General features: G+C 52.2%; 9 protein-coding genes. 6 read left to right on the top strand and 3 right to left on the bottom strand.

Translation table 11 applies throughout. The features are described from left to right. Nucleotides 1–253 precede the first annotated feature (253 nt). On the bottom strand, nucleotides 254–1471 hold the full coding sequence (locus tag B7364_RS09190; RefSeq protein ID WP_085339700.1) for a PHB depolymerase family esterase: 1218 nt from the start codon (nucleotides 1469–1471) through the stop codon (nucleotides 254–256). A 171-nt stretch (nucleotides 1472–1642) separates the two neighbouring features. Continuing rightward, on the bottom strand, nucleotides 1643–4045 hold the full coding sequence (locus tag B7364_RS09185) for a TonB-dependent receptor (protein WP_085339699.1): 2403 nt from the start codon (nucleotides 4043–4045) through the stop codon (nucleotides 1643–1645). Between the two features lie 101 nt (nucleotides 4046–4146). Between B7364_RS09185 and B7364_RS09180 the strand changes: the two genes are divergently transcribed. Then, the gene (locus B7364_RS09180; RefSeq protein WP_085339698.1) at nucleotides 4147–4791 is read left to right on the top strand and encodes a TetR/AcrR family transcriptional regulator; all 645 of its coding nucleotides are present in this window, start codon (nucleotides 4147–4149) and stop codon (nucleotides 4789–4791) included. Between the two features lie 374 nt (nucleotides 4792–5165). Here B7364_RS09180 and B7364_RS09175 read toward each other — a convergent pair whose 3' ends face one another. Beyond that, nucleotides 5166–7211: a serine hydrolase gene (locus tag B7364_RS09175; RefSeq protein ID WP_198534154.1), complete on the bottom strand. Its 2046-nt coding sequence runs from the start codon at nucleotides 7209–7211 to the stop codon at nucleotides 5166–5168. Nucleotides 7212–7706: 495 nt separating this feature from the next. Between B7364_RS09175 and B7364_RS09170 the strand changes: the two genes are divergently transcribed. The 5 genes from B7364_RS09170 (at nucleotide 7707) to B7364_RS09150 (ending at nucleotide 14745) form a co-directional block, all read left to right on the top strand. Continuing rightward, the gene (locus B7364_RS09170; protein ID WP_085339696.1) at nucleotides 7707–9440 is read left to right on the top strand and encodes an acyl-CoA dehydrogenase family protein; all 1734 of its coding nucleotides are present in this window, start codon (nucleotides 7707–7709) and stop codon (nucleotides 9438–9440) included. A 365-nt stretch (nucleotides 9441–9805) separates the two neighbouring features. Next, the gene (locus B7364_RS09165) at nucleotides 9806–10552 is read left to right on the top strand and encodes a GntR family transcriptional regulator (RefSeq protein WP_085339695.1); all 747 of its coding nucleotides are present in this window, start codon (nucleotides 9806–9808) and stop codon (nucleotides 10550–10552) included. 2 nt (nucleotides 10553–10554) lie between these two features. Continuing rightward, nucleotides 10555–11946, top strand: coding sequence for a DUF1254 domain-containing protein (locus B7364_RS18410; protein ID WP_085339694.1), 1392 nt, complete (start codon nucleotides 10555–10557; stop codon nucleotides 11944–11946). Further along, entirely contained in the window at nucleotides 11943–12899 is a 957-nt protein-coding gene (locus B7364_RS09155; protein WP_198534151.1) for a hypothetical protein, read from the top strand. The genes B7364_RS18410 and B7364_RS09155 overlap by 4 nt, the downstream gene beginning before the upstream one ends. 214 nt (nucleotides 12900–13113) lie before the next feature. Beyond that, a complete protein-coding gene (locus tag B7364_RS09150) occupies nucleotides 13114–14745 on the top strand; it encodes an AMP-binding protein (protein WP_332835081.1) in 1632 nt (543 codons plus the stop codon). Nucleotides 14746–14934 lie beyond the last annotated feature (189 nt).

Here is a 14934-nt window from a genome sequence, read left to right as displayed (position 1 = left end):
CGCGCCCTAAGCCACGCCGTGGCCCTCGCCGGATGGATACCCTTATGTCAACTTATGCTTTACGAAACCGCCTTAAGCGCTGGTGCGCTTCGCGGCCCTTCGGGCCGATAAATTTAAATACTTCCGCCGCTTTGCAATACGATACGACAAGACCGCAGCAAGCTACCTCGGCTTCACTGATTTCATCGTCGCAAGAAGCTGGTTCAAAAGTTTGTCAACTTGGCCTAACATCATAGCAAACTAGCATGCGAGTTTAGTTGCTTCGCTTGCCTACAGGCTGAGTGCGTCGATCCTCCAGGCGAGTCATTCCCTGCTTCAGTTCCTGGGGCGAAAGATTCCCGTTTCGATCACTATCCATGATTACAAATCCCTGCTCGCGAAAGCCAGCAGCAAGCCATTCAGCACGGGAGATCATACCATCTTGGTTTGCATCAATGCCAGAAGCCGCAGCGCGGGCACGGTTGCTTTGCTCGCTTTGGATTTTCGAAGCAACTGGCATCGCGTTGTGCGGAACGGACATCCCTTTGTTCTCATTTGCTCCAATCACTGAGTGCGCTGGCACTGGCACTCGCTGCTTATCCTTAAAGAACGTCCACACGCGGTCAGCACCTTTAAAGGCCTGAATTGGGGTGTTTTCTTGGCGATTTGACTTGCTTCCTGGCCATCCGTGACCACCAGCTGAGTCTACAACCACAACTGTTTCGGCGCCTGCCGGGCCAGCAGAAAAAACTCGAGTGGTAACTGTCCCGACTTGCTCGACGACTGGTACTGACTTTGACCGATTAGCGGCCACCCAGAATAATACCGTCTCCTCAAGCGATTTATATGGGGCGGCCTGATTTCTTCTAACAAGTTCGTTGCGACTCAGGCCGCCTTCAATTGGAACTTCATTGTCTGAGCCGCCATTGATGAGTAAAATTGGAAGGGGGACGATTGGGCGGCTATCAAAGGAGAACATAGCTCCAACAATGGGAGCCACGGCCGCGAGCCGCTGCGGTCGCTGTGTTGCGTAGACCAGGGTCATCATCGCTCCATTCGAGCCACCAGTCATATAAATTCGAGCTGGGTCTGCTCGATACTGACTTATCAAGAGGTCAATCAACTTATCAAGGTAGGCAATATCATCGGCACCACCGACCTGCTTACGGAGCAGATATCCGGTATTCCATGCATGTTGACGAGGAGCCCATTGGGTTCCCTCCGCATATACAACAGTGAAGCCTTCTGACCGCGCAACATCATCGAAACCGGTACGCAGGCGCTGATTTTCGGCGCTGCCGTTTCCACCATGCAAAACGATCACAACTGGTCGAATCTCGCCTGCTGGTGCCTCATTGACGAGAATGGCGCGTCGCTCCGCCTCGCCTACCTTGAATGAAATATCCATGGCGGCCATTGTTTGCGCGGCAGCAGGGTTAATGACTGCCGCAATGAAGGTCACAATCAATGGCAGCATGAGGGTAAGACGCATGGTTCTGTGCTCCGGAGTTAAAGGTCGCTCATGCTTAACGATTAAGGCAGGCTAATCCGTCGAATTGAGTTTCATCAGTGATTTCTATTGAAAAACCCGCATCGCTGACGACGGCTTTTCCGAGTGCCATAAGTGCTTAGCAAAAACTGTTGTACAGCTGCCGGTTAGGAATTAGTACTTGACACTCAAAGTTGCGCGCCAAGTTCGAGGTTCGTTCTGTTGAGCTTGAAAGCTCAAATTTCCCGGGGAGATGTTGAAATATTCCTCGTCGGTGATGTTTTTCCCACTAAAGGTAAAGCGCCAATTCTTGCTTTCGATCCCAATTGAGCCGTCGTAGAGCGTAACATCATCCATTAAATTGTTGTTGGCGGGATCCTCGAAGCCACCGAGCTCCAGGCGCTGGCTGAGCATCAACACAAGGTTTAGTTCCCCCACGAGCGGGCGACGATATTGGAGAGTGGATGCCGTGGTCCATTCGCGGAGCCGCTGGATTTTTTTGCCATCGATCGAGACGAGTGCGAGCGTACCGGAAGGATTGGTCTGGGTATTTGAGTAAACCGAGCCTCCATCATATTCACCATTAGCCCAGGAGAGACTCAATCGAGGCGTTAGCACGCCTCCTCCCACTTGGATCCGACCCGAAACCTCGGCATCAATGCCATATTGTTGAGAGTCGCCGGCGGCCGCCAAGACACCAACGTTTCGCAATGTGTTGGTGGCACTGGTCCCGGCGAACACCGAGTAATTTACCAGCACATTCTGCTTTTGGTTTAAATATGCAGAAACATCATATCGAACAGCCTTCCCAAGGCGACCGCGAGTCCCGATTTCATAAGCCGTTACAAACTCCTCACCATAACTTAATGGTATTGCAATTGCGCTTACCCCATCTCCTATCTCGCCCAAATCGTTGTTGAACCCGCCCGCCCGAAAGCCAGTTCCAATCCTTCCAAAGAGAGTGCGGTTGTCAGCAAAACGCCAGTTGAATGAAACACTGGGTGTCCACTTGCTAAATGTCTCAGAAGCAGAAATCGACCGCGTTAGTTGTTCGTTGACCGGTGTTGCCGGGTTGTCGAGGCGGAAAACGTTGGCGAGGCTGAAGTTTTTCTCGTCTTGGCTCCATCTAATGTCCGCACTTATCTGAAGTGTATCAAGTACCCGCCAGGTGCTTGCACCATAGACAGCGATAGAGGTGTCATCAATCCCTGAGTCCTCAACCCGATAAGCGTTTCGGGCGGTAGTTTGAACTTGAGCGAGTGTGCAAGTCGGAGCAACCAGGCAAGCGGAGGGTAGGGTAGATGGCACATCGGAAACGCCATCAAAGCGGTCATTGCGCTGTGCATCAGAGAACCTAACAGTGTCAAAACTTGAGTCGACTTTATTGTATTCGAAGCCGACGACCCAAGTGAGCGGTGAGTCTGATCGTGACACCAAGCGAATATCTTGGGTCAAACGTTCGAACTCCTCGCTACCCAGCGCAACAGTCGGAACCACCCTTGCCAGATTGTTATTGCCAAAGACATCAACATCAGATTGCGTTGCTGCAATTCGCTTCCGATTAGCGGTCGTCGACTTCAACTCGGCAAATCCGAGGTCCCAGTTCCATTCCAAGGACTTCATTTGCGTTGAACGGTCAAAGAAGCTGGGCGTGTCTACGGGCTTTAAAAATCTTCCAACTGAGAATCCCGTGGGTGCCCCAACAGGGTTGATCGGGGGATCGTTCTGAGGCAGCACTTGCCCGAATGCGATTACATTTGGTCCAAATTCGTCTGAACGCTCCAGCAACAAGTTTACGTCGAAACTCTGGGAAACCCGCCAATTTGCTTGTGCACGCCATCCAGTCGTTTCTTCCTTGTCGAGAAACTGCCCCGTGATCGAAGACTTATAGAAACCCTCTTGTTGGTCGGACACAAAGCCACCCACGCGCACTAGGAAAGTCTCAGCAAAAGGGACATTAGCTATCAACTCGGCCGTATGGCTTTGATTTGAACCAGTACTCACCTGAACTTCACCCTCAGCGTCAGTGCTCGGTCTCTGCGAAACAATATCCACTGCGCCGCCCAGAGCATTGCGTCCATAAAAGGAGCCTTGTGGTCCACGAAGTACGGTAACTGAGCCGACGTCGAAGAAGTCAATTGGCACAAAATTGCGACCGCCAGCATTGCCACCAGCAATGAAGGTTCCATTGCGATAAAGGCCAACGCCAGTTTCAGCATTATTCTGTCGGGCGGCGCCTTCGCCACGAATCAGAAATTCGTCATTAAACCCCGATCCGTTATCGATCACGTAGGCTCCAGGTGTAATACGTGTCAGATCCTTGCCAGATGCAACGTCCAAGGCCTTCATATAGGCCTGATCGAAGACAGACAGCGAGGCTGGCACGTCATCGCGACGCTCAGCACGTTTCCGCGCGGTCACAATGACCTCTTCCCCGGCCTGTAACTGGGGGTCTTGGGCTGGACGATCTGCGACAATTGGTGCTGCCTGCTGAGGCGCTGATTGTGCGAAAGCCGGAATAATAGTGCATCCGGAAATGCAAACTGATGCCAAAAGCCCGAGACGATAGGCGGCCATGCGCTCCTCCTTAAGTTCGATTATTATTTGTTACAAATTAGTCTCACATATCTTGAACAGTCAAGCGAAATGTATAAAATGTCACTTTCCAGGAGAAAGAAGTGGTCCAAGCTCCAGATTTCGCGACAGCTCTCGTCTCCCATAGACGCAGGGGTCGGCCGCCACGCGAAGAAGCCGCTACCCGCAGACAAGCACGGGTTGATGAACTTGCGCGAGCTGCAGCCATTGTCCTGGCGCAACAGGGCGTGCGTGGAACGACTATGGATACGCTGGCTGTAGCGCTGGGAATCCCCAAGCAAGTGCTCTACCGGCACTTTTCGTCCAAAGACGAGCTTATTCACACGATCCTGCAACGTATGTCTGCGCTTTGGCGTGAGTTACAGAGCAGACCATGGAAAGGCCTTGGACGAAACTTGCGAGAGGTAATCTCGTTGGCGCGAGCAAATCCAAATGAGCTTAAGATCTTAGTACGGCATTGCGCGAGTGACCCAGAGTTGCGCCATTATTTTGACGCTTTGCATTCAGGAATTGTCAAAAAAACGGACGACTTGTTGGCCGAGACAAACCCTCGGCTCGCTCAGGATACTATGCTTCGCGGCTTATGCGCCCATGCGGTAGCCGGTTTCCTGATCGATGGCGTCTTTTGGTGGATTGAACACGGCGAAGCGGAACGAGACGAGAGTTTTCTTGCCTGGGCAAAGCAGTCGCTAGCTTCGCTTTATGATCGCTGGATGATCATTGCATAAGACCCGACCGTTAACCAGAAATACGGTTAAGTGGTCAAAAGCCCACCCAAAGCCAAAGTCGAATATCAACATGTTGGGACTCGCGTTTGCTGATCTTCTAGAGACAACAGCTGTATCCTGATCGAGTAGCCGCGAGAGCAATCCCTGATTGCAAATCCTCTTGCTCCAGCCTTTAAAGTCGTTCCTACTTTTTCTTGGCCTCCAGTTAATTGACAATGTTATGCTTCCCGAAAGTGGGGCAAATGTTTATTTGCCCTATCCGGAGGTAAGGTGCAGATATTGCAGCGAGCTTATTTCGAGCTTAATGGAAACGCGGCGCGGCATTATGTTGGCGGCATTCCGCGCCGCTGATCTCCTTCAACTGATCATGACCGCTATGGCCCGAAGAGCCGTCCCAAGAATTCTTCATCTTTAAACCGATTGTCATTCGCCGGCCCGTTCCGAACAATCGTCAACCCGCGCGATGGTATGATGTATAGCCGTTGGCCATAGGCACCCGCGGCCATGACAAAATCATCGGGCACTCGACCATCATCAATAATGGGTTTAATCTGCCGAGAATATTGCTCCTTGTTATTTGAGTCGATCGTTGCAGCAAGTTGGGCTGGGACAGGCTCTTTGAGCCACCAGTAAAATCCATAAGCAGGATGTGCCTTTGAACCTTGAAACACTTGATCGAAGAATGAGGCTGCCAAAAGTGGGCTCCCATTCCATTCGCGGCTAGTTGTCAGCCGGACGAACTCGCCAAACTTTGCCCAATCTCGTGCGGTAGCATATGCGCCACCCGATAGCTGGGGATTGCCATCTGAGAAATTGCTGGCCCAGCGCACGGAGGTCATTCCAAGGGGACTGAATAACTTCCTATTGAAGTAGTCTTCTACTTTTTCTGCTGGAAGCAAACGCTGCATGGCTAACCCAAGAATATTCGGATCCCCGCTGTAGACAAAGACGTTGCCGGGCTCGTTAATCGCTTGAGCATTGATATAGCTATTCCAGCCTGGTAAATCATTGAGTTCCTGAAGACCACTTGCCATGGTCAGCAGATGCCGAAAAGTGATTCTAGACCGAACCGGGTCGCTCTTCCATTCTGTAATTGCTCGATTTGCCACGGGCTCATCTAGGTTAAAAAGACCATCAGAGGCTGCAATAGCACCCACCATCCCTGTGAAGCCTTTGGTGGCGCTTGCCAAGAGTTGCACACGTTCAGGCGCGCCGCCATTGGCATAAGCCTCATCTAGTATCTTTCCGTTATGCATAATGAGGAATGTTTGCCCGCCAACACTGGTGCTATAATCCCGCGCTGCTGCGATTGCTGTACTCGACGGCACAGTACCAGAAGCAAGAGCTTTATTGAAGAAGGACCATGCTATCTCGGCAAATTCAACATCCCTGTTCTGGATACCACTTGTAGGGTTGGTCGGGATTAAGACAGCTTGACTCGAGACCGGATGCCCCCCACCATCCATGCGCCACCATTCAACGGCAGGGACACCCAGATACTGAAATCGGTTGGCGGGTCCTCCATCACCTGAATCGACTTCAAAGATGGTTTGCGATGGAACCTTGTTGGCCAAGCCATTTGCTTCAAGCCAGAAATTGCGCGTTGCCTCTGCACTGATGACACGACCACGTGCACAACCCGACCCAACATTTGCAACACATCCGCCACCATAAGGCATCGCCGGATCGGCTGTACCGTGGGCCATTAAGACGGGAATGGGACGAGCAGGAAAGTTTCGGCATGCCCCTGGTTTCGGATCAACAGGTAGGTTTCCATTCGAAGTGGCAATTGCAGCGACACGCTCGCTTCGCGCCAAGGCATAGGAAAAGGTCATTTGCGCACCGTTGGACCCGCCCGCCATAAACACCTTTTCACTGGGAAGTTTGTATTGAGATCGTATTCTGTCAATTAGGGCGTCTAGGAATGCGATATCGTCCGTTGGAGCTGCAAGGCTGTTGTCGTTTCGACAGTCATTCCAACCCGCACCACCATCAAGCTGGGGGAGTCCCCCAGGATACACGACAACAAAACCTTCACGATCAGCAACAGTTCTAAAAACCGCTAGTGGATGAGCCCCGGTATTTGCAACAGAGAGGCCCGCGCCTCCGCCGCCGTGCAGCACCAATACGATTGCCTTCGGAGTTGCCCCTCCAAGCGAGGCAGGTACATGGACCCTGTAGTCTCGCCGAACGCCATTTACGAGGAGAAAGTCATCTGTCAGACCAACCGGATAAGGAGGCGGGCTCGGCGAGACCGTCAAGGTTGTTGCTGCCAGGACCGACCCGCGCGCATTGCTTGCTGTCAAAGTATAAGTTGTTGTTATTAATGGATTTACTGTCACACTTGTTTGCGTGAGCACATTGCCGATGCCATTATCTATGGTCACATTGGTTGCATCTTTGACGCTCCATGTCAGCACGGCACTTTGTCCCGAGCTGATGGAATTTGGCGAAGCGCTAAAGCTTGAAATCGAAGGCTGAGGACCGTCCGTAGAGGCCTGTGGACTGCCTCCGCCTCCACCTCCACCACATGCTCCCAATACGGCGACACCGACGAGGGTAGCTGTGAGTAGAAGCCGACGCCAAAAATGTAAGGATAACATTGGCATTTAGTCCCTCCTGGCCTGCGTAAGACAGCAGTTCTCTCTCGACTTTCACTTCCCGACAAATAGATACTGTTAAGTATCATATAACAACGCATTTTTCTCAAGATCAAGAAACTTTGGGACAATTGGCGTTGCACGACCTGTCGAATTGGGCGCCTACAAAATCGTACAATGTCGAAGGTAAACCCGCCGACCACGAATTTTGGGCTTTGGTTGCAAGAAACAACTTGCTTTGTGTCAAACCATTCTGTTAATGTGTCGACAGATAACGAATAATATGTAAACACCATGTAAACACTAGGTGCTCGTTTGCTGCTACAAGAGTTGCGATTCCTTTTAGGTGATGTGCTGGGGGCTGAGGCCGTGTTAACCTGGCCGACTTTTGGTCACTTAGACAGACTTGACATAGCGAACATTCTGTCCGCCGCGGATGACTTAGCTGAGCGAAAGTTTTCCCCGATCGCTGCTAGAATCGACGCAGAAGAGCCGTTATTCTTTGAAGGCAGAGTATTGGTCCACGATGATGTGGCGAAGGCGTTTCATGCTTATGCCGATGCTGGATTACTAGGCGCTGGTTTGACCCTCGAAAATGGGGGGCTTCAATTACCAACGTGCATATCAACGGCACTTATGGCAATATTCGGAGCGGCATGTAACCCTGCAGCGGGATATGGATTCCTCACCACCGCTGCAGCCAGAGTCATTGAAGCGTTTGGCGATACATGGCAGAAGTCAACATTTATAAATCCAATGCGCGATGGAATCTGGACCGGGACTATGTGCCTAAGTGAGCCTCAAGCAGGATCGGCGCTCGGCGAGATTCGGACCCGGGCTGTATTGCGCGATGATGGTTCCTACGATGTCACCGGGACCAAAATGTGGATCTCTGGGGGAGACCAAGATTTCACAGCCAACATAATCCATCTTGTGTTGGCGCGGATTGACGGGGGTGCAACAAACGCTTCAGGTCTCTCACTCCTTATTGTGCCAAAGATGAACCTTGACGGGGAATCAAATGGAGTTGCCACAATCGGCCTTAATCACAAGCTTGGCCATCGTGGCACATCAAATTGTGCGTTGGAATTTGGTGCAAAGGGTCCTTCAATTGGGTATCTGATCGGCAAACCCCATTTAGGCCTCTCATATATGTTCCACATGATGAATGAAGCCCGAATCGGTGTCGGGGTGACAGCTGCAGCGACAGCGTATGCAGGGTTCCGGCATGCAACAGAGTATGCACAGACGCGGTTTCAAGGGCGCGACCGCGAAACAGGATTGCCTATGGCCATTATCGGCCACGCCGACGTCCAGCGAATGCTGCTTTTACAGCGGGCCATTTGCGAAGGTGGTCTATGTCTTTGTCTGTACGGGGCCCGAACGGTAGATGATGCATTTAGTCACCCGGATATAAGTGAGGCGTCGCGGGCTAGGATCCGACTTGGTCTCTTAACCCCACTTGTGAAATATTGGTGCTCAGAACGCGGCCTTGAGGCAAACTCGCTAGCGATTCAGGTTATGGGAGGAGCCGGGTATGTGCGTGATCATCCAGTAGAAAGACTCTTCCGGGACCAGCGCCTCAACACGATTCATGAAGGCACGAGTGGTATTTTAGCGATAGACTTCGTCCTCAGAGGCGTACGAAGTGATGGCGGAGCCACCCTATTGCAATTGCTGCAAGAAATCGTTTCCGATCTTAGCTCAATACAGGGTCCGCATGAGGTAGCGCTTTTCGAAGCTTTGGTGACATGTGTGAGTAATATTCAAGAGTGTACGGCTAAGCTGGTAACTGGCCGCGACGACGATGCGCGTGCATGGGCAAGTCCATTTACTATCTTTGTTGGCGACACGATTGTTGCTTGGTTATGGCTTAGGCAGATAAAAGCTTTGCGAGGGAAGATAGACGGTGCCGCCCCTGCCAAAAGAGCGGCGTCGCTATGCTTCATCCAATTGATTTTACAGCAGTCATTGGCAGTTTCTAAGAACATTCTCGATGGAATGCCGGCACCATATGGCGAACTAGACCCCCGCTTTATGGTCGGCTGAAAGCGACAGCAGCAAACTCTGGGCCCCGCAACTTGAGCCGCTCGAGTTCCTGATAGGTCTATGGGTACAAACAGTTTACATTAAATATATGGCCAACTAAAAAACTGAACATTGGTCGGTGCATTGGGAACGGGAGGCTATTATTCAGATTGAAGTGCTCCCTTGAATTCGGTCTATACGCGCAGAGGTCGGAATCAGCAGCTTCGTGCTTTAATCTGTCAACATATTTCCTTGAAAACGTCTCCATATTAAGGTAAACTAAAGAGCTATACAGGGATCAGTTTTTGCACTTCGTGCAAAGTAGCTGCTCTCCTCGGTTGGCTGAGATAGTCGTCGGTCAGCCTGTCAGCAAAGGATGCAATTTAATGACTGCCTATGGATCTATCCCTCCTTCAGGTGATGATCGCAGCCCTCCCGCCCTGGCTCGTCAGATTCGCTTGATGATCCAGTCCGGGGAGGTTCTGCCAGGTTCTCACCTTGGGACGGTTGAGTTGGCTGAGCGATTCAGCGTTAGCCGTGGCCCACTTAGGGAAGCGTTGCGACTCCTGGAGTCATCGGGCCTCGTTAAGATTGTGCCACAGCGTGGTGCATTCGTCGTAAGGCTTGATGATCGCGAAGTTCAGGATTTGCTGGCCGTTCGGGAGGTTTTGTTTGCGCTGCTCGCAGAACGATGCGCGTCGGCTGCCACTCCTGGGGGGGTTGAAGCCCTCCGGCGGGAATTGGAGCAATTGGAGCAAATTGCCCGGAACCCGGCATCTACCGCCCGTGCATTCCAGGTCGCAACCTATCGTTATGTTGCGCAAATGAATGTCATTGTTGGATCGGCTCGACTGACCCAATCAATAAGGGATCTTAGCATTGGTGCTGCAGAGTTATATGGCCACTTGGCCATCGCAACACGCGATATGCGCCTGAAAGACCTCAGCGGGTATAAGAAGCTTTTCAAGCTCATAGCGGCTGGAGCTGGGGCTGCCGCGTTTTCACAGGCGCGCGCCATGCATTCTCAAGGTGTTGCGCGAGCAGTTGAGTTAAATGCAAGCGCATTGAGGCAGAGCCAAAGCTCGTCCGCGAATGATTTCGTTCAACGTAAGCGCAGGACAACGCAATCCTAGCCATGTCGTATTTTATGAACAGCGATCTAGGCGGCGCGGAGTATCTGGCCAAATGCTCCGAGGGGTCGGGGCCTCAACAATCTCCGAATAGGCGCATGCTATTAAGCTGGGCATCAGTTATGGGGTTGGCGAGTGTGGGTGCCTGCACTTCGACATTTTCAAATGATCTAGCCAGTTTTGAGGCGGCCTGCGGTGACCTATACATCTATGGCCTGCCTGTGCTCGAAATGGCACGAGCGCGGCAGCGTACGATTGGGAGTGCGGCCAATCAATGGAGGCATGTCCGTCGGCTGGCTGACGCTTCGTCTCGCCGAGTCACGACGCCAAATAATGACACACTTTACTCTTCTGCTTGGCTGGACTTGCGAAAAGGGCCGGTGGAGCTCGCTTATCCCAAGGCATCCGAGCGTTACCTCTCCATCGCCATCCTCGATATGTTCACAAACAATTTTGTTGTCTTAGGACCAAGGCAAACTCGAGGTGAACCCGGCCGTGTGCGACTTATTGCGCCCAATGAACGTCCCAGCGGCGATGAGATTGTTGCTCCAACACATTGGGTATGGGCGCAGGTTCGGACCTTGGTCTCTGGGCCGGAGGATATTGGTGTTGCGCACCAACTCCAAGATGGCCTTAGGATCGTGGGAGCTCAATCGCCGCCACCTAGTCCTGTACCGGCCACTACCGACGCTTTCGAAGAGCTCCAAGCGATTGTTGGATTGCTCGCTGCCGAAGCACCGCCCCTTGCGGGCGAGCATCAGCTTCGGGAACGTTGGGAGCAGGCTGGGCTAACCCCTCTGGGCCTTACAGAAGTGGCCCATTCCAGGCGTAGCGCGATTGATAGAGGGTTACAGGATGCACGAAACCGCATCGCCAAGCGTCTAGCATTGAGTGGTGCCAGATCCGGATGGATATATCCCGAAGTAAGCCTTGGAGACTTCGGTGCCGACTACATCTATCGCGCATCAATCGCTACTTGGGGGCTTGGAGCGCTACCCCTGAAGGAAGCGGTTTATCTCAGGGCTATTGCCCGGGATGGACAAACCACTTTTCCGGCAGACACATCCTTTGTACTTCGGTTCCCGCCAGGAGGTTTACCACCAGCCAGGGCCTTTTGGTCACTAAGCCTTTATGAAGCTCTAGGGGATGGTCGACTCTTTTTCGCGCAAAATCCGCTCGGTCGCTATGCCGTCGGCGACCGGACACCGGGACTACGTACTGAAGCAGATGGTTCATTGACGATTTGGATCGGTGCCAGAGACCCTGGTGAAAGCAGGCGGTCAAATTGGCTACCTGCATCGGGAGCACGCTTTGCGTTGGTATTACGAGCCTACAATCCTGACCCGAGTCTACTAAATGGCCGATATCTTCTGCCCCGAGTTGAGGAAGTGCCATGACGCCGAGTGACGGAATGCTGCAACATCCCTTTTCTGCAACAATCCGCGAGGAAAGGGGTCAAGATGGATCAATTATCCTTGTGGGGCCTTGGCGCCGTCCAATCAACTTGCTGAAGCGACAGAGCTACGCCAATCACGCTTCAATACACGATGATGCGACTGCCCAAGGTTTGGGCTTTCAAGGTGGCACAATCGAGGGGCCTACGCATTTCAGCCAGTTCGCGCCCCTTTTATACCATGCCTTCGGCTCCTCTTGGTTTGATTTCGGTAGTATTTCTGTCACCTACAAACAGGCTAGCTATGAAGGCGAGGAGCTTCAGGCCAGAATGAGTCAAGTTGCCTCGGACTCCGCCAATCTATCGATGGTGAAGCGTGATGGCACAGTTGTACTTATGGGGAATGCAGGAGTTGGGAGCCCCCCAGAAAATAGCTTCGCACGTCAGCGGCTTGCCGCTTCACGAGCACTAGCTGAGCCACGTATTCTCGCTGGCTGCCATCCGGGGCTAGCTGCACCAAAGGTTTGTATTCGGCTGGATGCTAAAACACCTTTAGGTGGCCTTTACCCCTTCAGTCTTGTTGAAAAGTTGGATGTCATAACCGAGCCGAGTCCATGGTACTCAGAGGAGACAAATACACCATGGACCAGAGCCATTCTGCCTGTTGAAATGATCAGCGTCCTTTGCCAGTCGGTTGCGGATCAGGATCCATTTCCGATTCGCCAACCTGTTGTAGGCCTTTTTGCCGATCAGGAGGTTGTTGTCATCGACGGGCCGCTCTACCCGGGGGTTAATTATGAACTTGAGCGCAAAATCGTCCACTTGAGCGAAACCCCCAAAACTGAATCAATGTGGATACGGACTATGGTTCGTGAAAAAGCAACTTCGCGACTGTGTGCCGAGATGCTGCTCAATCAAGCCTTCCTCAAGGCCTCTTCTGAGTTATACGAATTTTAGCAGTTAGCTATATTAGCCGAAATTGAGTGTCGTTAGCGTATTTCTGTGCCTCGACGGGTACAAAAGGATCATCACAGTCCATGTCGCTAACTGTTTCCCCAGATCGCGGCTTCGAATCTCTTAAACCAAGCAGCAAGGCCTGTTGACTGCCATTGGATTAAAATGATACAAATTAGTACCACTTCTTCCAGATCGAATAGACTCGATATGACCGATGGAAGCGTTCGGGAGGGAATCTTTTGTATTTTGTAACGACTTACCCAGCACAGAAGCTCGATTGGCAGGGTTGGCAATGAGGTTGGACTGGCATGATGGGCCCACCCATGCAAGTTTCGTATTACATGCTTTGGCGCGCTTTGGTGAACGTACCGCCTTTATGGCTGGCAAAAGGGCGATTAGTTATAGGGCTGCGCGAGACTTAATAGGCCGAATGCAAGCGGCGATGGTTAGGGCCGGAATTGGGCGCGGGGACGTCATTGCTGGTCTTTCCTCAAACAATTTTGAAGCTTGGTGCGCTAGCGTGGCTTGTAATGGGTTGGGTGCGGCAACCACTTCCCTTCATCCACTTGGGTCCCACCAAGATCATCTTGACCAGATTGCCGACTCAGGGGCCACAGCCTTGATTTTAGACCCTGCATTTGGCGACCGAGCGGGCCAGCTTTGCGTTGACGCATCTGTCCCAACCACTTTAGTTCTGGGCCCTGCGTCCTTTGGAAAAGATCTAATTGCAGAGGCGATGGATGCGTCATTTAGTCCGAAAGATTTATCGCGACCGAATGAGCTAGCGATCATCAATTACACGGGTGGGACAACCGGCCGTCCAAAGGGTGTAAGACGCAGTCATAGGGAGCTTACTGCAGGGTCTATTGCTGTTCTAGCAAACTTCCCACTTCCGAAATTGCCAGTTTATTTGGCCGCCGCGCCTATTAGTCATGCGGCGGGTATGTTCATTGCGCCGGTACTTGCTAGAGGGGGCACCGTCGATCTCATGTCTGGATTTGAGCCGGACGCACTTATCCGGCGTCTTCTTGACTCTAAGGCCAATATGTCATTGCTCGTTCCATCGATGATATACGCGCTTCTCGACCATACGACTTGGAGCCGCGCTGATTTGACCTCATTGGAGCTGCTTTTATACGGTGCCTCTCCCATTGCTCCATCTCGCCTTGAGGAAGGGCTTGACCGCATTGGCCAAGTTTTTTGCCAACTTTACGGTCAGACTGAATGCTTTGGGATAGCCTCGCTTCGACCCGAAGACCACAGCCTAGATCGCCCAGAGCTACTAGCTTCTGCTGGACATCCTTTGCTCGACTGCGAAGTCTGCGTGCTTGATGACAGCGGTTTGATGACAGAGGCGGGTATAAAGGGAGAGATATGCGTACGCGCTCCCTATGCGATGCAAGGTTACTGGAATCAACCTGACCTAACTGCTGCAACCATCAAGGATGGTTGGATTTGTACAGGCGATATCGGTTGGCAGGATGAAGAGGGGCGGCTTTTCATTGTAGATCGAAAAAAAGAAATGGTGATCTCTGGGGGCTTCAATGTATTTCCAAGCGAAGTGGAAAACGTTCTGAACGCCCACCCGGCGATTGCTGGAGCGGCTGTTATCGGCGTGCCTGACAATAGGTGGGGGGAGGCAGTAAAGGCTTACATCGTGATTCGCCCGGGCTATTCAGTCAGCCAGGATGATCTCGCTAGCTGGGTCCGTTCGCGCAAGGGGCCAGCCCATGTCCCCAAATCATTTGAAGTTGTAGGAGAGTTACCGCTAACCTCCGTCGGAAAGATAGATAAGAAGGCGCTGCGCTCAGCTTGGTGGGACACGTCTGAACGTCAGGTGAGCTGAAATAACACGCTGCGGCCAAGCTGGCACGCTCAACTGGCTACACACCCACCATCACGGCGCGCCCATCCTTACGACCAATGCTGCAGGCACCGTCGTGCGATAACTTGTTCCACCGAACGTCTGCTTACCGACCCCACGCTCTCCAAACCAGACCTTCCGCAATCGTGAAGAGTTTCGGATGCTTTTGGG

The sequence above is a fragment of the Aquidulcibacter paucihalophilus genome (genome assembly GCF_002105465.1).
In the GTDB taxonomy this organism is placed as follows: Bacteria; Pseudomonadota; Alphaproteobacteria; order Caulobacterales; family Aquidulcibacteraceae; genus Aquidulcibacter; species Aquidulcibacter paucihalophilus.
The sequence above is the reverse complement of the archived record's forward strand: the minus strand, read 5'-3'. Positions and strand labels throughout refer to the sequence as shown.

What these genes read in the sequence shown, in the direction of transcription:
- B7364_RS09190 (WP_085339700.1), bottom strand. Translation starts at nt 1,471, where the DNA reads ATGCGTCTTACCCTCATGCTGCCATTGATTGTGACCTTCATTGCGGCA.
- B7364_RS09185 (WP_085339699.1), bottom strand. Translation starts at nt 4,045, where the DNA reads ATGGCCGCCTATCGTCTCGGGCTTTTGGCATCAGTTTGCATTTCCGGA.
- B7364_RS09165 (WP_085339695.1), top strand. Translation starts at nt 9,806, where the DNA reads ATGACTGCCTATGGATCTATCCCTCCTTCAGGTGATGATCGCAGCCCT.
- B7364_RS18410 (WP_085339694.1), top strand. Translation starts at nt 10,555, where the DNA reads ATGTCGTATTTTATGAACAGCGATCTAGGCGGCGCGGAGTATCTGGCC.
- B7364_RS09155 (WP_198534151.1), top strand. Translation starts at nt 11,943, where the DNA reads ATGACGCCGAGTGACGGAATGCTGCAACATCCCTTTTCTGCAACAATC.
- B7364_RS09150 (WP_332835081.1), top strand. Translation starts at nt 13,114, where the DNA reads ATGGAAGCGTTCGGGAGGGAATCTTTTGTATTTTGTAACGACTTACCC.